Source organism: Pseudomonas sp. R2-37-08W (assembly GCF_003851705.1).
Lineage (GTDB): Bacteria > Pseudomonadota > Gammaproteobacteria > Pseudomonadales > Pseudomonadaceae > Aquipseudomonas.
On record NZ_CP027728.1, the window covers coordinates 560,406 to 580,411 of the forward strand.

The 20,006-nt window shown below is 62.1% G+C and carries 14 protein-coding genes; 12 read left to right on the forward strand and 2 right to left on the reverse strand.

Annotation, left to right across the window (positions count from 1 at the left end):
- Position 1: 1 nt before the first annotated feature.
- Positions 2–2,647 carry a pyruvate dehydrogenase (acetyl-transferring), homodimeric type gene (gene aceE, locus C4J93_RS02360; RefSeq protein WP_124428492.1) on the reverse strand — a complete coding sequence of 882 codons (2,646 nt, stop codon included), beginning with the start codon at positions 2,645–2,647 and terminating at the stop codon, positions 2–4.
- 383 nt (positions 2,648–3,030) lie between these two features.
- Here aceE and glnE point away from each other — a divergent pair, with 383 nt between their 5' ends.
- Genes glnE through C4J93_RS02400 form a run of 8 tightly spaced genes read left to right on the forward strand, consistent with a single transcriptional unit; the run spans position 3,031 to position 12,983 of the window.
- The gene (gene glnE / locus C4J93_RS02365) at positions 3,031–5,970 is read left to right on the forward strand and encodes a bifunctional [glutamate--ammonia ligase]-adenylyl-L-tyrosine phosphorylase/[glutamate--ammonia-ligase] adenylyltransferase (RefSeq protein WP_124428493.1); all 2,940 of its coding nucleotides are present in this window, start codon (positions 3,031–3,033) and stop codon (positions 5,968–5,970) included.
- Positions 5,971–6,024: 54 nt separating this feature from the next.
- Positions 6,025–7,059, forward strand: coding sequence for a lipopolysaccharide heptosyltransferase II (gene waaF, locus C4J93_RS02370; protein ID WP_124402858.1), 1,035 nt, complete (start codon positions 6,025–6,027; stop codon positions 7,057–7,059).
- Position 7,060: 1 nt separating this feature from the next.
- Positions 7,061–8,122, forward strand: coding sequence for a lipopolysaccharide heptosyltransferase I (waaC, locus tag C4J93_RS02375; RefSeq protein ID WP_124428494.1), 1,062 nt, complete (start codon positions 7,061–7,063; stop codon positions 8,120–8,122).
- Positions 8,122–9,246 (forward strand): glycosyltransferase family 4 protein, encoded by a 1,125-nt coding sequence (locus C4J93_RS02380; protein WP_124428495.1) that lies wholly within the window; start codon positions 8,122–8,124, stop codon positions 9,244–9,246. Before waaC ends, C4J93_RS02380 begins: the two co-directional genes overlap by 1 nt.
- On the forward strand, positions 9,243–10,049 hold the full coding sequence (rfaP, locus tag C4J93_RS02385; RefSeq protein WP_124406121.1) for a lipopolysaccharide core heptose(I) kinase RfaP: 807 nt from the start codon (positions 9,243–9,245) through the stop codon (positions 10,047–10,049). The genes C4J93_RS02380 and rfaP overlap by 4 nt, the downstream gene beginning before the upstream one ends.
- The gene (locus C4J93_RS02390; protein ID WP_124360973.1) at positions 10,049–10,783 is read left to right on the forward strand and encodes a lipopolysaccharide kinase InaA family protein; all 735 of its coding nucleotides are present in this window, start codon (positions 10,049–10,051) and stop codon (positions 10,781–10,783) included. The genes rfaP and C4J93_RS02390 overlap by 1 nt, the downstream gene beginning before the upstream one ends.
- The gene (locus C4J93_RS02395) at positions 10,780–11,532 is read left to right on the forward strand and encodes a lipopolysaccharide kinase InaA family protein (protein WP_124369354.1); all 753 of its coding nucleotides are present in this window, start codon (positions 10,780–10,782) and stop codon (positions 11,530–11,532) included. Before C4J93_RS02390 ends, C4J93_RS02395 begins: the two co-directional genes overlap by 4 nt.
- Positions 11,532–12,983, forward strand: coding sequence for a lipopolysaccharide kinase InaA family protein (locus C4J93_RS02400; RefSeq protein WP_124428496.1), 1,452 nt, complete (start codon positions 11,532–11,534; stop codon positions 12,981–12,983). Before C4J93_RS02395 ends, C4J93_RS02400 begins: the two co-directional genes overlap by 1 nt.
- A 127-nt stretch (positions 12,984–13,110) precedes the next feature.
- Here the strand turns inward: C4J93_RS02400 and C4J93_RS02405 are convergent, their stop codons facing one another.
- Positions 13,111–15,189: a TonB-dependent receptor gene (locus C4J93_RS02405; protein ID WP_124428497.1), complete on the reverse strand. Its 2,079-nt coding sequence runs from the start codon at positions 15,187–15,189 to the stop codon at positions 13,111–13,113.
- A gap of 205 nt (positions 15,190–15,394) precedes the next feature.
- On the opposite strand from C4J93_RS02405, the gene C4J93_RS02410 reads away from it, so the two are divergent.
- The 4 genes from C4J93_RS02410 to C4J93_RS02425 all read left to right on the forward strand — a co-directional run bounded on the left by C4J93_RS02410 (position 15,395) and on the right by C4J93_RS02425 (position 19,920).
- The gene (locus C4J93_RS02410; RefSeq protein ID WP_124428498.1) at positions 15,395–15,730 is read left to right on the forward strand and encodes a YceK/YidQ family lipoprotein; all 336 of its coding nucleotides are present in this window, start codon (positions 15,395–15,397) and stop codon (positions 15,728–15,730) included.
- Positions 15,731–15,862: 132 nt separating this feature from the next.
- Positions 15,863–17,620, forward strand: coding sequence for a carbamoyltransferase (locus tag C4J93_RS02415; RefSeq protein WP_124365589.1), 1,758 nt, complete (start codon positions 15,863–15,865; stop codon positions 17,618–17,620).
- A complete protein-coding gene (locus C4J93_RS02420; protein ID WP_124428499.1) occupies positions 17,621–18,517 on the forward strand; it encodes a GNAT family N-acetyltransferase in 897 nt (298 codons plus the stop codon). It begins immediately after the preceding gene.
- Positions 18,514–19,920 (forward strand): PIG-L deacetylase family protein, encoded by a 1,407-nt coding sequence (locus C4J93_RS02425; RefSeq protein WP_124428500.1) that lies wholly within the window; start codon positions 18,514–18,516, stop codon positions 19,918–19,920. The genes C4J93_RS02420 and C4J93_RS02425 overlap by 4 nt, the downstream gene beginning before the upstream one ends.
- The last annotated feature ends 86 nt before the right edge of the window (positions 19,921–20,006 follow it).

The following is a 20,006-nucleotide window of genomic DNA, read 5'->3' on the forward strand; positions in this document are numbered from 1 at the left end:
CTCAGCAGTCCAGTGGGTTGCGTTTTTCCGGGTTGATCCCGAACTTGACGATGGCGTCAGCCACCACCTTGGGTTCGATCTCACCACGGTCAGCCAAGGCTTCCAGGGCTGCCAACACCACGAAGTGACGGTCGACTTCGAAGAAGTGACGCAGCTTCTTGCGGCTGTCACTGCGGCCGAAACCGTCGGTGCCCAGGACTTTGAATTCCTTGGACGGGACCCACTGGCGAATTTGTTCAGCAAACAGTTTCATGTAGTCGGTAGAGGCGATGACTGGACCTTTACGGCCGGCCAGGCACTCTTCGACGTAGCTCAGTGCAGGCTTCTGGCCCGGGTGCAGGCGGTTGCTGCGTTCCACGGCCAGGCCGTCGCGACGCAGTTCGTTGAAGCTGGTAACGCTCCACACGTCGGCGCCGACGTTGAACTCGTCACGCAGGATCTTCGCCGCTTCACGCACTTCGCGCAGGATGGTGCCGGAGCCCATCAGCTGTACGTGGTGCGCCGCTTCCTTGGTGTCTTCTTCGAGCAGGTACATGCCCTTGATGATGCCTTCTTCCACGCCAGCCGGCATGGCTGGCTGCTGGTAGGACTCGTTCATCACGGTGATGTAGTAGAAAACGTCCTGCTGCTCTTCGGTCATCTTCTTCATGCCGTCCTGGATGATCACCGCCAGCTCATAGCCGTAGGTTGGATCAAAGGTGCGGCAGTTCGGGATGGTGGCAGCCAGGATGTGGCTGTGACCGTCTTCGTGTTGCAGGCCTTCGCCGTTGAGCGTGGTGCGACCGGCGGTACCGCCGATCAGGAAGCCACGGGTACGGCTGTCGCCTGCGGCCCAAGCCAGGTCGCCAATGCGCTGGAAGCCGAACATCGAGTAGAAGATGTAGAACGGCAGCATCGGCTGGTTGTGGCTGGAGTACGAAGTACCGGCAGCGATGAAGGAGCTCATGGCGCCCGCTTCGTTGATGCCTTCTTCGAGGATCTGGCCCTTCTTGTCTTCCTTGTAGAACATCACCTGGTCTTTATCGACTGGCTCGTAGAGCTGGCCGACGGAGGAGTAGATGCCCAACTGACGGAACATGCCTTCCATACCGAAGGTACGGGCCTCGTCCGGGATAATCGGCACGATACGCGAGCCGATTTCCTTGTCCTTGACCAGCTGCGCGAGGATCCGCACGAAGGTCATGGTGGTGGAGATTTCGCGGTCGCCCGAGCCGTCCAGGATAGCCTTGAGGGTATCGAGTGGCGGCGTCGGGATGCTCATGCTCTTGGCGCGGCGTTGCGGTACGAAACCGCCCAGTGCAGTGCGACGCTCGCTGAGATAGCGGGCTTCGGCGCTGTTCGGCTCAGGCTTGAAGAACGGCAGGTTCTCCAGCTCTTCGTCCTTGACCGGGATGTCGAAGCGGTCGCGGAACAACTTCAGGCTGTCAACGTCGACTTTCTTGGTGTTGTGCGCGGTGTTCTTCGCTTCGCCGGCACCGGTGCCATAACCCTTGATGGTCTTGGCCAGGATGACGGTTGGTTGCTCTTTGTGGTTGACCGCCTCGTGGTACGCCGCGTAGACCTTGTACGGGTCGTGGCCGCCACGGTTGAGTTTCCAGATCTCGTCGTCGGACAGGTCGGCAACCATCGCCTTGAGTTCAGGCGTGTTGAAGAAGTGCTCACGCACGAATGCGCCGTCTTTGGCCTTGTAGTTCTGGTACTCGCCGTCGATGACTTCGTCCATGCGACGTTGCAGGATACCGTCGACGTCCTTGGCCAGCAGTGGGTCCCAGAAACGGCCCCAGATGACTTTGGTCACGTTCCAATGCGCACCGCGGAACACGCCTTCAAGTTCCTGGATGATCTTGCCATTGCCGCGAACCGGGCCGTCGAGGCGCTGCAGGTTGCAGTTGATGACGAAGATCAGGTTGTCCAGCTTCTCGCGGCCGGCCAGGGAGATGGCGCCCAGGGATTCCGGCTCGTCGCACTCGCCGTCACCCAGGAAGCACCAGACTTTCTGCTTGCCTTCAGGAATGAAGCCACGGGCTTCCAGGTACTTCATGAAACGTGCCTGGTAGATCGCCTGGATCGGGCCCAGGCCCATGGATACGGTTGGGAACTGCCAGAAATCAGGCATCAGCCAAGGGTGCGGGTAGGACGACAGGCCCTGACCGTCGACTTCCTGGCGGAAGTTGTTCATTTGCTCTTCGGTGATGCGACCTTCCATGAACGCACGGGCGTAGACGCCTGGCGAGGTGTGGCCCTGGAAGTAGATCAGGTCGCCGCCGTGTTCGTCGGTCGGGGCCTGGAAGAAGTAGTTGAAGCCGATGTCGTAAAGGGTTGCGCTGGAGGCGAAGCTGGAGATGTGACCGCCCAGGTCCGAATCCTTCAAGTTCGTGCGCATTACCATCGCCATGGCGTTCCAACGTACCAGCGAGCGAATGCGGCGTTCCATGAACAGGTCGCCAGGCATGCGTGCTTCGTGGGTAACGGGGATGGTGTTGCGGTATGGCGTGGTGATGGCGTAAGGCAATTGCGAGCCGCTGCGGGTCGCGAGTTCGCCCATACGGGTCATCAGGTAGTGAGCACGGTCTTCGCCTTCTTTGTCGAGAACCGATTCCAGGGCGTCCAGCCATTCCTGGGTTTCGACGGGATCGAGGTCTTGCATGGCTTGCTCCAGGGCGGAAAGGCTACCAGAATCGGTTGCCTGAAGTTTGCGACTGGCCTTGTGGGCAGACGACATAAATTCTTGGATGGCCGAAGGTTGCTTCGGCGTCCTGTAGTTTTACTACAAATCGTCGGCCATTTCAGCCTTTCGAATGTATATACGAGTAGTAAAACTACACAAGACTGAGCGTATGGCTCGGTCTGGCTGGTGAGCATAATCGTTATTGTTGGTCTATTGCGAACAAGAAAAGGTGAAAGTTTGATGTTGCCTGCCAAGATTAATTTAATTTCAGCTATTTCTAACTTTTGTTCGACAGTCCTTCATCGAGCATGGCTCTCGCGTTCACAACTACACGCCAATTACACGCCGATCAAGGATAGACCATGAGCCTTCCAACGCTGGCCGAACTGCCGGCCATTCTCTTGCCTTACGCCAGCCGGGCCGAGCAGTCATTTCGTGACGCGGTGGCCGCGCTGGATGACGATCATGGCCTTTCTGGCTGGACGCCGCAACGGTGGGCCGAGTTCGCGCGGGTGTGCGCCGCCAGTGATTTTGTCATTGAACAGAGCGTGCGTGACCCTTTGATGTTGCTTGAATTGGTGGCCTGGGGCGAGCTGGACCGGGGGTTTGCGCCGGGTGAGCTGTGCGGGCAGATTGCCGGTGCCGTGCAACAGGCCGAAACAGAAGACGAACTCGGCCGTGTGCTGCGGCGCCAGCGTACGCGCCAGCAGGTGCGCATCATCTGGCGCGACCTGACCCGACAGGCGGATCTGGTGCAAACCTGCCGCGACCTCTCCGACATGGCCGACGCCTGCATCGACCAGGCCTACCAATGGCTGTACCAACGCCATTGCGTGCAGTTCGGCACGCCAACCGGGCGGCGCAGCGGCGAAGCGCAGCACATGGTCATCCTTGGCATGGGCAAGCTCGGGGCGGTGGAGCTTAACCTGTCGTCGGATATCGACCTGATCTTCGCCTACCCAGAAGGCGGCGAAACGGTGGGGGTCAAGCGCTCCCTGGATAACCAGGAGTTTTTCATTCGGCTTGGCCAAAAATTGATCAAGGCCCTCGACCCGATGACAGTCGACGGTTTCGTGTTCCGCGTCGACATGCGCCTGCGCCCCTACGGTTCGGCCGGCGCGCTGGTACTCAGCTTCAATGCGCTGGAGCAGTACTACCAGGACCAGGGCCGTGATTGGGAGCGTTACGCCATGATCAAGGCCCGCGTCGTCGCCGGTGACCAACTGGCCGGCGCGCAGTTGCTCGACATGCTGCGCCCGTTCGTCTATCGCCGTTACCTGGACTTTTCGGCCATCGAAGCGCTGCGCACCATGAAGCAGCTGATCCAGCAGGAGGTGCGACGCAAGGGCATGGCCGAGAACATCAAGCTGGGTTCGGGCGGTATTCGTGAGGTGGAATTTATCGCCCAGGCGTTCCAGCTGATCCACGGTGGCCGCGATCTCAGCCTGCAGCAACGTCCGCTATTGAATGTGCTGGGCACCCTGGAGGGCCAGGGTTACTTGCCGGCCGCCGTGATCAGTGAGTTGCGCAATGGCTACGAGTTTTTGCGCTACACCGAACACGCGATCCAGGCGATTGCCGACCGCCAGACCCAGATGCTCCCCGACAGCCCGGAAGATCAGGCGCGTATTGCCTTCATGCTCGGTTTTGCCGACTGGGCCGCGTTCCACGAACGCCTGATGTATTGGCGTGGGCGGGTGGATTGGCACTTCCGCCAAGTGATTGCCGACCCTGATGAAGAAGAGGGCGCAGAAAGCGAGCTGGTCGTCGGCGGGGAATGGTTGCCGCTGTGGGAAGAATCCCAGGATGACGACGCTGCCTGCCGCCAGTTGAGCGAAGGCGGCTTCACCGATGCGCCCAAGGCCCTCAAGGCCCTGGCTGGCTTGCGCGGCAGTCCGCAGCTGCGCGCGATGCAGCGCCTCGGTCGCGAACGACTGGATGCGTTTATTCCGCGCTTGCTGGCCCAGGCGGTCGAACACGCCAACCCGGACCTGGTATTGGAGCGCGTATTACCGCTGGTCGAGGCGGTCGCCCGCCGTTCGGCTTACCTGGTGCTGCTCACTGAAAACCCCGACGCCCTGCGCCGTCTGCTGACCCTGTGCGCCGCGAGCCCGTGGATCGCCGAGCAGATCACCCGTTTCCCGCTGTTGCTCGATGAACTGCTCAACGAAGGGCGCCTGTTCAAGCCGCCGTTGGCGCCGGAGCTGGCCGCCGAGTTGCGCGAGCGCCTTACGCGTATTCCCGAAGACGACCTCGAGCAGCAGATGGAAGCCTTGCGCCATTTCAAGCTGGCGCACCGTCTGCGGGTGGCCGCGTCGGAAATCGCCGGCAGCCTGCCATTGATGAAAGTCAGCGACTACCTCACCTGGCTGGCCGAAGCCATTCTCGAGCAAGTGCTGGCCCTGGCCTGGCGCCAGACCGTTGCCCGTCATGGCTCGCCGCAACGGCTGGACGGCAGCCTGTGCGATCCTGGGTTTATCATTGTCGGTTATGGGAAAGTCGGCGGTATCGAATTGGGGCATGGTTCGGACCTGGACCTGGTGTTTATCCATGATGGCGACCCGCAGGCCGAGACTGACGGCGCCAAGCCGATCGACGGTGCGCAGTTCTTCACGCGCCTGGGCCAGCGCATCATTCACCTGCTGACCACCCAGACCAACTCCGGCCAGCTGTATGAGGTGGACATGCGCCTGCGACCTTCAGGTGCATCCGGGTTGCTGGTGAGTTCACTGGGCGCGTTCGACCGCTATCAACAAAATGAAGCCTGGACCTGGGAACATCAGGCGCTGATTCGCGCGCGGGTGTTGGTCGGCAGCCAGGATGTGGGCCAAGCCTTCGAGCAGGTCCGCGCCAAGGTATTGGGGCGCGAACGGGACTTGGCGAAGCTGCGCCAGGAGGTCAGCGAGATGCGCGCCAAGATGCGTGACAACCTGGGGACCAGGAGCACAGCGGCCGGTATGGGCGCCAATGCCTTCGAAGCCACGGCGCTGTTCGACCTCAAGCAGGACGCCGGAGGTATCGTCGATATTGAATTTATGGTGCAATACGCCGCTTTGGCGTGGTCTGCGCAACATCCATCGTTGCTGCGCTACACCGACAATATCCGCATTCTGGAAGGCCTGGAGCAGGTCGGGCTGATGCCTGCCGCCGATGCCCATTTGTTGCGGGAGGTGTATAAGGCGTACCGCTCCGCCGCGCACCGCCAAGCCTTGCAGAACGAGGCGGGCACGGTGGCCGGGGACCAATTTGCAGACGAGCGGCGCCAGGTGATGCGAATCTGGCAGGCGCTCGGTTTGAGCTGAAACACTATTAGGGCGGGGAGGCATAAGCCTCCCCGCATCGTTTGTGGAAACTACATGAATATTCTGATCGTTGGGCCCAGTTGGGTCGGTGACATGGTGATGGCACAGACACTGTTCCAGTGCCTGCGGCTGCGCTATCCGGACTGCCAGATCGACGTGCTCGCCCCCGAGTGGAGCCGGCCGATCCTCGAGCGCATGCCCCAGGTGCGCAAGGCCTTGAGCTTTCCGCTCGGCCATGGCGCGCTGGAATTGGCGACCCGCCGGCGCATCGGCAAAGCCATGGCCGGCCAGTACGACCAGGCGATCCTGTTGCCCAACTCGCTGAAGTCGGCGCTGGTGCCGTTTTTTGCAGGTATTCCCAAGCGTACCGGCTGGCGCGGCGAGTTTCGCTATGTGCTGCTTAACGATGTACGCACCCTGGACAAGGCGCGCTACCCGTTGATGATCGAGCGTTTCATGGCCCTGGCCTACGAACCCGGCGCCGAGCTGCCCACGCCGTATCCGCGCCCCAGCTTGCAGATCGACCCGCTGACCCGCGATGCGGCGCTGGCCAAGTTCGGCCTGGCGCTGGACCGTCCGGTATTGGCCCTGTGCCCGGGCGCCGAGTTCGGCGAGTCCAAGCGCTGGCCGTCGGAACACTACGCCAAGGTCGCCGAGACCAAGATCCGCGAAGGCTGGCAGGTGTGGCTGTTTGGCTCGAAAAACGATCACTCGGTGGGTGAAGATATTCGCCAGCGCCTGATTCCGGGCCTGCGCGAAGAGGCGGTGAACCTCAGTGGCGAGACGTCCCTGGCCGAGGCCATCGACTTGCTGTCGTGTGCCGACGCGGTGGTGTCCAACGACTCCGGCCTGATGCACGTCGCTGCGGCGCTGAATCGTCCGTTGGTGGCGGTGTACGGCTCGACGTCCCCTGGGTTCACTCCGCCCTTGGCCGACCAGGTCGAAGTGGTGCGCCTGGGCCTGGATTGCAGCCCCTGTTTTGAGCGCACCTGCCGTTTCGGTCACTACAACTGCCTGCGCCAATTACTGCCGCAGCCGGTAACCGATGCCTTGCAGCGGTTGCAGGGCGACGTGGTCGAGGTTCACTGAGTTGCGGGTACTGGTAATCAAGACCTCATCCCTGGGCGACGTGATCCATGCCTTGCCGGCACTCACCGACGCGGCGCGGGCGATCCCCGGCATCCGTTTCGATTGGGTGGTGGAAGAAGGCTTCGCCGAAATTCCGACTTGGCACCCGGCGGTGGACAAGGTGATCCCGGTGGCGATTCGTCGCTGGCGCAAGAACCTCTGGCACACCATCAAGAGCGGCGAATGGCGGCGTTTCAAACAGGCCGTGCAGTCGACCAAGTATGACCTGGTGATCGATGCCCAGGGCCTGCTGAAAAGCGCCTGGCTGACCCGCTACGTGCGGGCGCCGGTCGCCGGCTTCGATAAAACCTCGGCCCGCGAGCCCCTGGCGGCGCGTTTTTATTCCCGACGCCTGGCCGTGGCCCGTGGGCAACATGCGGTGGAGCGGTTGCGCCAATTGTTTGCCGTGGCGCTGGGCTATGACCTGCCCAAGGGCCTGGGCGACTACGGCTTGAGCGTCGAGAAACTGCTTGGCCTGCCGCCGAAGAAACCCTTCGTGCTGCTGCTGCACGGCACCACCTGGGACACCAAGCACTGGCCCGAAGCCTACTGGCGCGAACTGGCCGAACGCATGGCCCGCCTGGGCGTGGACGTGAAGTTGCCGTGGGGCAACGCCGCCGAAAAAGCCCGCGCCGAGCGCCTGGCCCAGGGCTTGCCCAACGCCGAAGTGCTGCCAAAACTGAACCTGGCGGGCGTGGCCCGTGTATTGGCCAGTGCCCGCGCCTGTGTGGCGGTGGACACCGGCCTCGGCCACTTGGCGGCGGCGCTGGATGTGCCGACCATTTCGCTGTTCGGGCCGACCAATCCGGGTCTCACCGGCGCCTACGGCAAAGGCCAGGTCCACTTGGCCAGCGACTGGCCGTGTGCGCCGTGCCTGCAAAAGCACTGCACCTACCAACCCACCGCCGATGACCTGCGGCGGTTCGACATCACGCGCGAGTCGCCCCTGTGCTTCACGCGCCTGAATCCTGAGCGCGTAGCAAGCCGACTGAGCGCGTTGTTACTGGCTGAGGAGCAGCACTGATGCAACTGGCTTTCGTACTGTACAAATACTTTCCCTTCGGTGGGTTGCAGCGCGACTTCATGCGCATCGCCCTGGAATGCCAGCAGCGCGGCCATCAGATTCGTGTCTATACGCTGATCTGGGAAGGCGATATCCCGCCCGGCTTCGAAGTGCTGGTGGCGCCGGTCAAGGCGCTGGTGAACCATCGCCGCAACGAAAAGCTCTACGCCTGGATCCGGGCCGACCTGGCCAGGCGCCCGGTGGACCGCGTGGTGGGCTTCAACAAGATGCCGGGGCTCGACCTGTACTTCGCCGCCGACGGCGTGTTCGAAGACAAGGCCCAGACACTGCGCAACCCGATGTACCGCTGGTTCGGGCGCTACAAGCACTTTGCCGAATACGAGCGTGCGGTGTTCGATAAAAACGCCAAGACCCAGATCATGGTGCTGTCCGAGCATCAACAGCAACTGTTCAGCCAGTATTACGGCACCCAGCCCGAGCGGTTCCACCTGCTGCCGCCGGGCATCGCCCGTGACCGGCGCGCACCGCCGAACGCCGCCGACATCCGCGCTGAGTTTCGCCGTGAGTTCGGCTTGGCCGAGGATGATTTGCTGCTGGTGCAGATCGGTTCGGGCTTCAAGACCAAGGGCGTCGACCGCAGCCTCAAGGCCGTCGCCGCATTGCCGTCCAAACTGAAGAAACGCACCCGCCTGTTTGTAATCGGCCAGGACGACCCCAAAGTCTTCCAATTGCAGAGCGCCACGCTGGGCCTGGGCGACCAGGTGCAGTTCTTCAAGGGCCGCAACGATATCCCGCGCTTCCTGCTCGGGGCGGACCTGTTGATTCACCCTGCCTATAACGAGGCGGCCGGCATGGTGCTGGTCGAAGCGGTGGTCGCCGGCCTCCCGGTACTGGTGAGCCGGGTCTGCGGCTACGCGTTCTACATCGACAAGGCCCAGAGCGGCCGGGTGTTGGACGAGCCGTTCGAACAGGCCCAGCTCAACCAGTACCTGGTGGATATGCTCGAAGATCCACACGCGCGCGCGACCTGGAGTCGCAATGGTCTGGCCTTCGCTGAGACGGCCGACCTGTTTAGCATGCCGCAGTACGCTGCGGACCTGATTCTGGCGGAGCCAAACCGATGAAGTTGATTCTTGCCGAACCCTTCAATACCCTCTGGGCCGGACGCGATGCGTTCGCCGAGGTAGAGAAGCTGCAAGGCCAGGTGTTCCGCGAGCTGGCCGCTCGCCGTACGTTGCGTACGGTGGTGCAGGGCCAACCCTATTTCGTGAAGATCCACCGTGGCATCGGCTGGGGCGAAATCCTCAAGAACCTGGTCACCGCCAAATTGCCGGTGCTGGGCGCAGGCCAGGAGTGGCTGGCGATCCAGCGCTTGCAGGAACTGGGCGTGCCGACCATGACGGCGGTGGCCTTTGGCGAAAAAGGCAGCAACCCGGCCGACCAGCATTCGTTCATCATCACGCAAGAGTTGACGCCGATCATCAGCCTGGAAGACCTGACCCTCGATTGGGTCAAGCAGCCGCCCGTGCCAGCGATCAAGCACGCTTTGACCGTCGAGTTGGCGAACACCGTCGGGGCGATGCACCGGGGCGGCGTCAATCATCGCGATTGCTATCTCTGCCATTTCTTGCTGCACACCGACCGGCCGATTGCGGTCGACACCCTCAAGCTGTCGGTGATCGACCTGCACCGCGCCCAGGTGCGTGCGACGATCCCCGTGCGCTGGCGCAACAAAGACCTTGCCGGGCTGTATTACTCTGCCCTGGAAATCGGCCTGACCCAGCGCGACAAACTGCGCTTTCTCAAGCATTACTTTCAGCAGCCGCTGCGCCAGATCTTCGCCGAGCAAACCGCGCTGTTGCGCGAACTGGAACGCATGGCCGCCAAGCTCTATGCGCGCAAGCAGCGCTACGGGGATGCGCTCTGATGGCGGGTTGGAATCTGGAACCTGCCTACGCCGCCCTCGCGGACGACTTCGGAAGCCTGGAAGCGGTGTTTGCCCTGCAAGGCGAGCGCCTGACCCGCGACCCACTGTCGGAAGTAATTCGGGTGGAGCGCGGCGGGGTCAATTATTACGTCAAGCGCTATGTCGGGGCTGGCAAAGGCCTGCGCCGCTACCTGGGCAAGCCGCGGGTCAAGTCCGAGTGGCAGAACCTCAAGCGCTTTGCCAAGTGGGGCATTCCCACCGCCGAGGTCATCGCCTGGGGCCTGCAACGTAGCGGATTGGCCTACGACCGTGGCGCGATGATCACCCGTGAGCTGCCCAAGACTGAAGACCTGTCGGCGTTGGCTGAGCGCAACGATCCGCGCCTCAAAGACCCCACGTGGGTTGATGCGATCAGCCGCCAGCTCGCCGAATACACGCGCACCATGCACGATCACCGCTTTACTCATAACGACTTGAAGTGGCGCAACCTGCTGGTCGACGACCAGCGCACCTTGTACCTGATCGACTGCCCCAACGGCGATTTCTGGCGCGGTTTCTGGCTCAAGTACCGCATTACCAAAGACCTGGCCTGCCTGGACAAGGTCGCCAAGTATCATCTGTCGGCCACCCAGCGCCTGCGTTTCTACATGCAATACCGCCAACGCACGCACCTGAAGACGTCGGACAAACAACGAATTCGCCATGTGGTGAAGTTTTTCGAGGGACGTGAATGAGTGACTTCCTGGCGGCCGAAGACCGCGCTCTGCTTGAGCGCAACGGCCTGGCTAGCTTCGACGCGCTGTGGGCCCGGCAACTGGACGCGGTGGACGAGCCGAACACCAGCGGCGACGGCTGGAGCAGCGTGTATCGCCTGGAGCTTGAAGGTCAGGGTTACTACCTCAAGCGCCAGAGCAACTACCTGACGCGCACCTTGCACCGGCCGTTTGGCGAACCGAGTTTTGCCCGCGAGTTTCGCAATATCAGCCTGTACCGAAAGCTGGGTATCCCGGCCTTGCAGGCAGCCTTTTTCGGCGAGCGCAAGGTTGCGGGCGAGCGCCGTGCGATGCTGCTCACCCGTGCCCTGGACGGCTGGAACGACCTTGACTCGTTGCTGGAGCAATGGACGCAACTGAGCGACGCCCAGCAGCACGCGATCCTCCTGGCCTGCGGCAAGCTTGCGCGGCATTTGCACAGCGTGGGCCAGGTGCACGGCTGCTTTTACCCCAAGCATATTTTCCTGCAGGGCCGTGGCGACAGTTATGCCGCGCAACTGATCGACCTGGAAAAAACCCGCCCGCTGCTGTTCGGCTGGCGTGACCGGGTCAAGGACCTGGAACCGCTGCTGCGCCGTGCACCGCAGTGGACCGACGCCCAGGTGCGACAGCTGTTGGCGGCTTACCTTGAGCAGCCCGAAGACAGCGCATCGGTGTCTACCTGGCACCAGCGCCTGACGGCGCGCCGCAGCCACAAGGAGAACCGCTGATGCGTTTGTCCGAGCTGAAAAATGCCGGTCGTACACCCCGCCTGCCGCTGACCCTTGATCTGGCGGATGCGGCAGGTCCGGGGCAACTGCAGCTGCTCAGCCTGTTGCGGGTTTTGCCGGGGCAGCGCTACGTCGGCGCCGCCGTGTGGCGCGGTCGCCCGGTGCTGGCCAAGTTGTTGGTGGGCAGCAAGGCGGCGCGGCATTTCCAACGTGAACTCAGTGGTGTGCGGTTGTTGGCCGAGCAAGGCTTGACCACACCGCTGCTGCTCGCCGACGGTTTGCAGGAAGGTGAGGGGGGCTGGCTGCTGTTCGAGTTTCTCGAAGGCGCCCACAGCCTGGGAGACGCCTGGCTCGCTGTCGAAGGCTTGCCGCCCTTGGCCGACGAACAAACCGCTGTGCTCGCCGAAGCGCTCGGCGCGATTGCGCAGATGCATGCCAAAGGGCTGTGGCAGGAAGACCTGCACCTGGACAACTTGCTGCGCCAGGACGGCAAACTGTATTTGATCGATGGTGCCGGAATCCGTGTCGAAGAGGCGGGCAAGCCGCTGTCGCGCAATCGGGTGCTGGAAAACCTCGGGGTGTTCTTTGCCCAGTTGCCGAAAAACCTCGAGCCGTTTACCGAAGAATTGCTGGTGTACTACCTGCTGGCAAACGGCGAACACGCCTTGCCTCTGGAAGCGCTCGAAAAGCAGGTGCGCAAAGTCAGCGCCTGGCGCTTGAAGGACTATCTGAACAAGGTCGGTCGCGACTGCACGCTGTTCAGCGTGGTGCCCGGGGCCTTCGGCCTGCGCGCGATTCGGCGTGAAGAAGAGGCGGCCATGCTGCCCGTGCTGGAGCAGGCCGATGCGCTGCTCGACCAGGGCCATCTGTACAAGACCGGTGGCGCGGCGAGCGTGGCCAAGGTCGAAGTGGCCGGCCGGCCCCTGGTGATCAAACGCTACAACATCAAGGGTTTCGCCCACTGGCTCAAACGCTTCTGGCGCCCCAGCCGTGCCTGGCATTCCTGGCGCGAAGGCAATCGCCTGGCATTCCTTGGCATCGCCACGCCCAAGCCGCTGGCGGTGTTGGAGAAGCGCTTTTTCTGGTTGCGCAGCCGTGCGTATCTGGTCACTGAATACCTGCCCGGACCCGACATTATCGAGCGTTTTGCGCCCTATGTTGAAAACGGCGATGCGCCTGAAGATGAGCTGCTGGCGCTGGACCGGTTGTTCGCCGAGTTGATCCGCGAACGCATCAGCCATGGAGACTTCAAAGGCCACAACCTGTTCTGGAGCGAAGGCCGCTGGGCGATGATCGACCTGGATGCCATGTGCCAACACAGTTCTGCTGCCAGCTTCGCTGCGGCGTATGCCAAGGATCGTGCGCGGTTCATGCGTAATTGGCCGCAGGGCAGTGCGTTGTATCAGGTGATTGATCAGCGTTTGCCTAAAGAGGTCAGCGCCGCCGGTTGAAGCGGGCCTTCGGCCCTATCGGGGGCAAGCCCCCTCCCACATTTGACTGTATTTACACATTTGAAAAGGTGAGCACAGTCAGTGTGGGAGGGGGCTTGCCCCCGATAGGCCCGCCCAGGCGCTGCGTTCAGAACTGATACTCCGCCCCCGCCCCCGCATACCATGACCGCCCCGGCGCCGCTTCGTAGTAGCGACCATTGCCGTCCCCCACGATCACCGATCCCACGTACTGACGATCCAGCAAGTTATCCAGGCGCAAGGTCTGGTGAAAGGTCCAGTGCTCTGCCTTTTGCTCGAACCGCGCGCGCCAGTTGAATACGCTGTAGCCCGGTGCGGCGTGTTGGCGGTTGGTGTCTTCGACGTAGACTTTGCTGCGGTACATGCCTTCGAGGGCGGTACTGACCCAGTCGCGCGGTTTCCAGTTCAGTTCGGTGAACAGCGTGGTTTGCGGCACGCCGGGTAGGTAGTTGCCTTTGTCGATGGTATTCGCGCCGCTGGCAAAGGCGCTGTCGTAGGTCGCTTGCAGGCGTGTATAGGCGAGGCTGGTGCTCCAGTGCTCGCTGAGTTGGCTTTCCACGCCCAGTTCGAAGCCGCGACGCAAGGTTCGGCCAGCGTTCTGGTAGCTGGTGCGGCCACCGATGGATTGCTGCACGACCAGTTCGTCTTCAGTGGTGATCTGGAACACGGCGGCGTTGACGCGGGTGTTGGCCAGTTGAGCCTTCAGGCCTATTTCGTATTGCGTGCTTTCAGACGGCTTCAAGCCAAAGTTGAAGCCTTCGACATTGCCTGGTGCATAGGCCAGCTCGGCCTGGGTGGGGGTTTCGAAGCCTTTGCCTGCGCTGATGTAACCGTGCAGGTCGGGCGTGAACGCGTACATCACGCTCATCGACGGGGTGTTCTTCTGGTAGGTCTTGTTGCCGCTGGCGTCGCCATTGCTCAGGAACTGATCGTCGACGTCCATCTGCATGGTGCTATGGCGGATGCCGGCTTGCAGGGTCCAGCGGTCGAGGGCCCAGTTGGCCTGGATATAGGGATCGAGGCTGCGAGCGGTGTCGATTTCGTCGCGGCGTAACTCGCCTTTCACGCCCAGGGTGTTGCCGCTGTAGTTCTGATAGCCGTGGCGGCTGTCTTCGCTCTGGTCGAAGTCCAGGCCGGTGATGATCATCAACTCGCCCGGCGCGCGTTCGATGGGCTGCATCCAGCGCACGCTGCCACCGTAGAACTTGCGGTCGAATTGCACGACGCCACCGCCACGCTCGTTCGCGGGCGTGCCCTTGGGGATCGACAGGTATTGAATCACGCTGCGCCGCCCGGTGTAGGCGTTGACCTGCAAGGTCGCCTCGCCAAAGTACCGTTCGTAATTCATGCCCAATTGCTGATGATCGATACTTTTACGTGTGTTGTAGGTCAGCGCATTGGCACTCACCGAACGTGGATCAGCCTTGTATGCCGCCAAGGTCTGCCCCAGCGGATCTTGGGTGCCATTCTGTTCCAGGCTGCTGTAGATCAACGCCAGCTTGCTGTCGTCATCCGGTTGGAAATTGAGCTTGGCGAACGTCTGGTCGCGGCGCGCACTGCTGTGGTCGCGATAGCCGTCGGTGTCCATGCGCGAGGCGTCGAGCACGAAGCCGGCGCCGTTGGCCGCACCTTCGGCGGTGAGATGGTTTTTGTTCAGCCCGTCGCTGCCGACCAGGGTTTCGGCACCGATGCGCGGTGGGCCCTCGCCGTCGCGGGAGAACATCTGGATCACCCCGCCGGCGTTGCTGCCATACAGCGTCGCGGCGGGGCCGCGCAGTACTTCAACGCGTTCGGCGGTGTCGAGGTTGAAGGTTGCCGCCTGGCCCTGGCCGTCCGGGGTGCTGGCGGGAATCCCGTCGGCCAGCAGCTTGATGCCGCGCACGCCGAAGGCTGAACGGGCGCCAAAGCCACGGGAGGAGATTTGCAGGTCCTGCGCGTAGTTCTGGCGGTTCTGCACCACCAGGCCGGGCACACGGGACAAGGCTTCGGAGGCGTTGATGCCGAGTTGGCCGTCGCTGATCTGTTCGCGGCTGATGCCGTCGACCGAGTAGGGCAGGTCAAAGGTGGGGCTGGCGCTGCGCGCACCGGTGACCACGCTGGGGTCGAGGATCAGCGGCGCATCGTCAGCCTGGGCGGTATTGACCAGGCCCAGGAGCAGGGCCAGGCAAGCGGGGGTAGATGAGTTCATGAACAGGTCAGGTCCGTGGCGCCACCCGACACAGTGCGCGGGTGCAAATATCGCGAGTTTAACGATTCAGCCTGGGAATTGCCGAGTTCCTTGCCGTTGGGCCGAATGAGAGGTTTCCTACGCTAGGCAGCGGCTATGGAAACCTGAGTCGGCGGCTCTAGGGTGCTAGATTTTCGGTCCTCTCAATAAGAAAGAAGAAGCAAATATGTGGACGCTTATCGTGCGGTTATCGGTGCTGCTGGGAATATCTTTGCTGCTGGGCGGCTGCGGTACCGCGACCACTGTGCTGCGAGGTGATGACGTCACTGTTCGGGAGCTCAGGGGCAAGAAAACCTATTGCCAGTCTGTTTCACGCATCTACAGCGGCGTGGCGTATGACCTGTGTGTCCTGCACGGGCCGCCCAGTTCCGCAGGCGGACTCTCGCTGAACGGTATTCCGTGGGCCATTCTCGATGTGCCCCTCTCCGGAGTGCTGGATACGTTCGTCCTGCCCTATACCCTCTACCGGCAAAACGCCGACGGTAACCTTGAGCTTCGCTAGCCCTTGGCGCTAACAGCTTCCTAGTGCTTTTAAGCTATAATCCCGCCCTTTAGCTGTTTCCCGCCCGTGCGGGAGGCACACTTTTTTCAGGCGCGACCCGCCTGCATGCAGACTAAAAGAGGCTAGACCCCAGTGGCATTGACGATTCTTGGCCTGTCCGGCGCCCTTAGCCATGATCCTTCCGCAGCCCTGTATATCGATGGCAAGCTGATCGCGGCCGCCGAAGAAGAGCGCTTCGTACGCGACAAACATGCAAAGAACCGCATGCCCTACGAGTCGGCGAAGTTCTGCCTGGAGCAAGCGGGCATCAAGCCTTCCGACGTTGACGTGGTGGCTATTCCGTTCGCTCCGATCAGCTTGTTCGGCGAAGCGCGCTGGCACTATGCCAAGCGTTACTGGTACGCCCCGGACCGCGCGCTCGACGCGATCCTGATGGGCAACCGCCGCTACAAGCGCTATCGCAACAAGATCGTCTGGTGCCTGGAGCAACTGGGCTTTGATCCGAAGAAAATCAAGATCGAACCGGTTGAACACCACCTGGCCCACGCCTCCAGTGCCTACCACTGCTCCGGCTTCCAGGAAAAAACCGCGATCCTGGGCATCGACGGCAAAGGTGAATACGCCACCACGTTCTTTGGTTACGGCGAAAACGGCAAGATCCACAAGATCAAGGAATTCTACGATCCGGACTCCCTGGGCGGCCTCTACGGCGCGATCACCGAGTTCCTCGGTTTCGAGATGCTCGACGGTGAGTTCAAGGTCATGGGCATGGCGCCTTATGGCGATGCCAGCAAATACGATTTCTCGCGCCTGGCCTCCTTTGAAAATGGCGAGTTGGTGATCAACACCGATTACGCCAACGTCATCGGCTTGCGTCGCTATAAAGAGAAGGGCAAGGGGTTCTACTTCTCGCCAAAACTGATCGAGTGGCTGGGCCCCAAGCGCGAAGGCGATATTGCCGACGAGCCGTACATCCACTACGCGGCCAGCATGCAGGCACTGTTCGAGAAACTGGCATTGCAGATGATCGACCATTACCTGGGCGACATCCTCAAGGACACCGGCAAGCTGGCCTTTGCCGGCGGCTGTGCGCTGAACGTAAAGCTGAACCAGAAAATCATTGCCCGCGATGACGTCAAAGAGCTGTTCGTGCAGCCGGCGTCCGGCGATGCCGGCACTGCCGTGGGTGCGGCCGCCTATGTCTCCCACGCCCGTGGTGTGCCGGTGGAGAAGATGGAGCACGTCTATCTCGGCCCGTCCTATAGCAACGAAGACGTCATCGCGGCGTGCGCCAAGCACGCGAGCAAGCCGAACTGGCGCAAGATCGAAAACATGCCCAAGCGTATCGCCAAAATCATGGTCGATGGCAACCCGGTGGCCTGGTTCCAAGGCCGCATGGAGTTCGGCCCGCGTGCCCTGGGCGGTCGCTCGATCATCGGTTGCCCCAGCGCCACCGGCGTGGCCGACCGTATCAACCACCAGATCAAGTTCCGCGAGCGCTGGAGGCCTTTCTGCCCGTCGATGCTCGACACCGTGGCCCCGCAGATGATCAAGGTCGATCATCCGGCGCCGTTCATGACCTTCACCTTTGAAGTCTCGGAAGAATGGAAAACCCGCGTGCCGGAGGTGGTGCATGAAGACGGCACCTCCCGTGCCCAGGTGCTCAAGCGCGAATACAACCCGCGCTACTACGACATGATGAAAGAGCTGGAAGTCCTGACCGGCAATGGCGTGTCCCTGAACACTTCGCTCAACCGTCGTGGCGAAGCGATGATCTGCTCGCCAACCGACGCACTGAACATGTTCTTCGGCTCCGACCTGCAGTACCTGATCATGGAAGACATCCTGGTGGTCAAGGATGGCGTGGACCCCTATGACGCCGTGGTTTAAATGCTGAACCGCTTGCGGGGCTGGCGTGAACGTGGCTGGACGCCTGTCGAGGCCGAGGTTTACGCCCAGGCCTGGCAGCGTTACGGCGGCAGTGTGGCGACCCATCCGCAGGTCATCGAACGCTTGGCCGGCCTGGCGCAGCTTCCGGTGCGCTACCTGGGTTGGGAGCAGGACGGCGAACTCAAGGGGGCGATTGCCACCTGGGGGCGCGACCTGGCCCTGTCCAAGGACGTACTCAAGCGCACCGGCAGGAAGGGCCTGTTTGATCTGGGCAATGCCGAGCTCATCCTGCCGATTGCCGCCGATGCGCAGGTACCGTTGCGCCACCGTGGGCGTTACCTGTCAGCGCTGAACGAAGGGCGCATCAGTACCCTCAAGCCCCAGGCCGAGCAATTGGCCATGGCGCGCACCCCTGAAGAACTCTCGAAAAAGTTTCGCTACAACCAGCGGCGTGAATTGCGTTTGCTGGAAGAAGCGGGCGGTGTGGTGCGGGCGGTCAACGAGTTTTCCAGCGTGGAACTGGCGGCGATTTATTGCGACCTGTTCCAGCGCCGCTGGGGTTTCCCGGCGGCCGGCGCGGCGCGCTTGGCCGAGGTGCTGGAGCTGCTCAAGGAGTTTCTGTTCGGCTCGGTGCTGTTTCTCAACGACGCCGCAATCGCTGTGCAGTTGGTGTATCAGGTGCAGTCCCGCGAATGGTTCAGCGCCGAATACGTCAACGGCGGTGTCGACCCTGAAACTCGCGCGTTCAGCCCCGGCAGCGTGTTGAGTTTCCTTAATACCCAAAGTGCCTGGGAGCAGGCGCGGGCGGCCCACAAGTCGCTGCGCTTTTCCTTCGGGCGCGCCGACCGCGAATACAAGGAGCGCTGGTGCAACCCGGTGCCGGTGTTCAGCGTATGAGCCGCAAACAGCAGTTGCTCAAGCGCCATCGGCGCAACAAACGCATTGCGCTGTTAATCGGCTTGCTGGTACTGATCGCGACCGGTGTGCTGGTGGCCTGGTGGCTGCCGCCGATCCTCGCGGTGCTGCTGTGGGCAGCCCATGAAGCCTGGTTTGCCGACCACCTGTTCTACTCGCCAAAAGACCCTTATGAGTACGCCTTCCCGGCCGGCAGCGAACAGCCCGGTTTGCGTCTGGAGGCAGGACGGCTATTGCTGGAAGCGCCGTTGGCGGCCGATGAAACCCTGATCGTCGGGGTTGAGTTGAAAAGCTCATGGCTAGGGCGCTTCCTCGACCCGGCGTTGGACGTGCTGGGCCTGGAAACACCGGACCGGCAAGTCTTCGAACGGGGTGTCGCCGGGCGGCGTTATCTCAACCTGACCGGCGCCACTGAAGCACTTGCGGCGGGCAATATCGTCTTGCGCGGACGTTTTTGCCGGATCGAGGGCCAGCCGACGCTATGGCGTTTTCGCCAACCCGACTATCGCCAGCAACGCGTAATGGTGATCGCCCCCCACGCCGACGATGCCGAGCTGGCCGCGTTCAGCCTTTACAGCCAGGCGACACAAAGTTGGATCGTGACCCTGACCGCCGGCGAAATCGAAGCCGAGCATTACCAGCACATGGGTTTGCCCAAGGCTGAGGCGGCGCGGCTCAAAGGCCGCCTGCGCGCCTGGGACAGCGTTGCCGTGCCGCGTTGGGCCGGTGTACCCGAGGCGCAGTGCGTGCAACTGGGTTATTTCTGCATGCAATTGCAGGCCATGCAGGCCGCGCCGGATCAGCCTCAGGCTTCGCGCGAAGCCGACCTGGCCGATACGCGACTGTTCCGTCAATTCAATAGCTTTGCTTTGCCCGGGGATGTAGACGGCGCGCCGACCTGGCACAACCTGATCGCCGACCTGCGCGCACTGCTGCTCAAGGCGCAGCCTCAGGTGATCGTGTTGCCCACGCCGTTGCTCGACCCGCACGCCGACCATATCTGCGCTCATGCGGCGGTGCTTGAAGCGTTGCAGGGCCTGGCGTGGCAGCCCGACACATTGCTCGGCTACGCCAATCACCTGCATGATAATGACCGCTGGCCGATGGGCGATTCCGGGGCCGGGGTGGCGCTGCCGCCGCATTTCGATGCCGCCGTAGCGCTGGTCCCGTGCAGTTTTACCCTGACCTTGCGCCAGCAGCAGGACAAGGCCATGGCGCTGGGCATGATGCATGACCTGCAGCCGCGAGCGCCGTTCAAGCGTCGCGTGCGCAAGTGGTTGCAGCAGGTGCTGGCGGGCCGTAGTCCATCGCCTTATGGCGAGAACGAATTCTTTCGCAAGGCCGTGCGTCGTCACGAGCTGTTGTGGGTCCTTAAGCAGGACTGAGACCCTATCGAAGGCAGGCCGGCATGGGCCTGTCGCTGTTTTTTACCGGGCCGTGCGCCCGTAGCCAGATCGCTGCATGGAGAGTT

Coding starts and splice junctions, on each gene's coding strand:
- waaF (WP_124402858.1), top strand. CDS start 6,025: ATGAATATTCTGATCGTTGGGCCCAGTTGGGTCGGTGACATGGTGATG.
- C4J93_RS02400 (WP_124428496.1), top strand. CDS start 11,532: ATGCGTTTGTCCGAGCTGAAAAATGCCGGTCGTACACCCCGCCTGCCG.
- C4J93_RS02395 (WP_124369354.1), top strand. CDS start 10,780: ATGAGTGACTTCCTGGCGGCCGAAGACCGCGCTCTGCTTGAGCGCAAC.
- C4J93_RS02390 (WP_124360973.1), top strand. CDS start 10,049: ATGGCGGGTTGGAATCTGGAACCTGCCTACGCCGCCCTCGCGGACGAC.
- rfaP (WP_124406121.1), top strand. CDS start 9,243: ATGAAGTTGATTCTTGCCGAACCCTTCAATACCCTCTGGGCCGGACGC.
- aceE (WP_124428492.1), bottom strand. CDS start 2,647: ATGCAAGACCTCGATCCCGTCGAAACCCAGGAATGGCTGGACGCCCTG.
- C4J93_RS02410 (WP_124428498.1), top strand. CDS start 15,395: ATGTGGACGCTTATCGTGCGGTTATCGGTGCTGCTGGGAATATCTTTG.
- C4J93_RS02425 (WP_124428500.1), top strand. CDS start 18,514: ATGAGCCGCAAACAGCAGTTGCTCAAGCGCCATCGGCGCAACAAACGC.
- C4J93_RS02380 (WP_124428495.1), top strand. CDS start 8,122: ATGCAACTGGCTTTCGTACTGTACAAATACTTTCCCTTCGGTGGGTTG.
- C4J93_RS02405 (WP_124428497.1), bottom strand. CDS start 15,189: ATGAACTCATCTACCCCCGCTTGCCTGGCCCTGCTCCTGGGCCTGGTC.
- C4J93_RS02420 (WP_124428499.1), top strand. CDS start 17,621: ATGCTGAACCGCTTGCGGGGCTGGCGTGAACGTGGCTGGACGCCTGTC.
- glnE (WP_124428493.1), top strand. CDS start 3,031: ATGAGCCTTCCAACGCTGGCCGAACTGCCGGCCATTCTCTTGCCTTAC.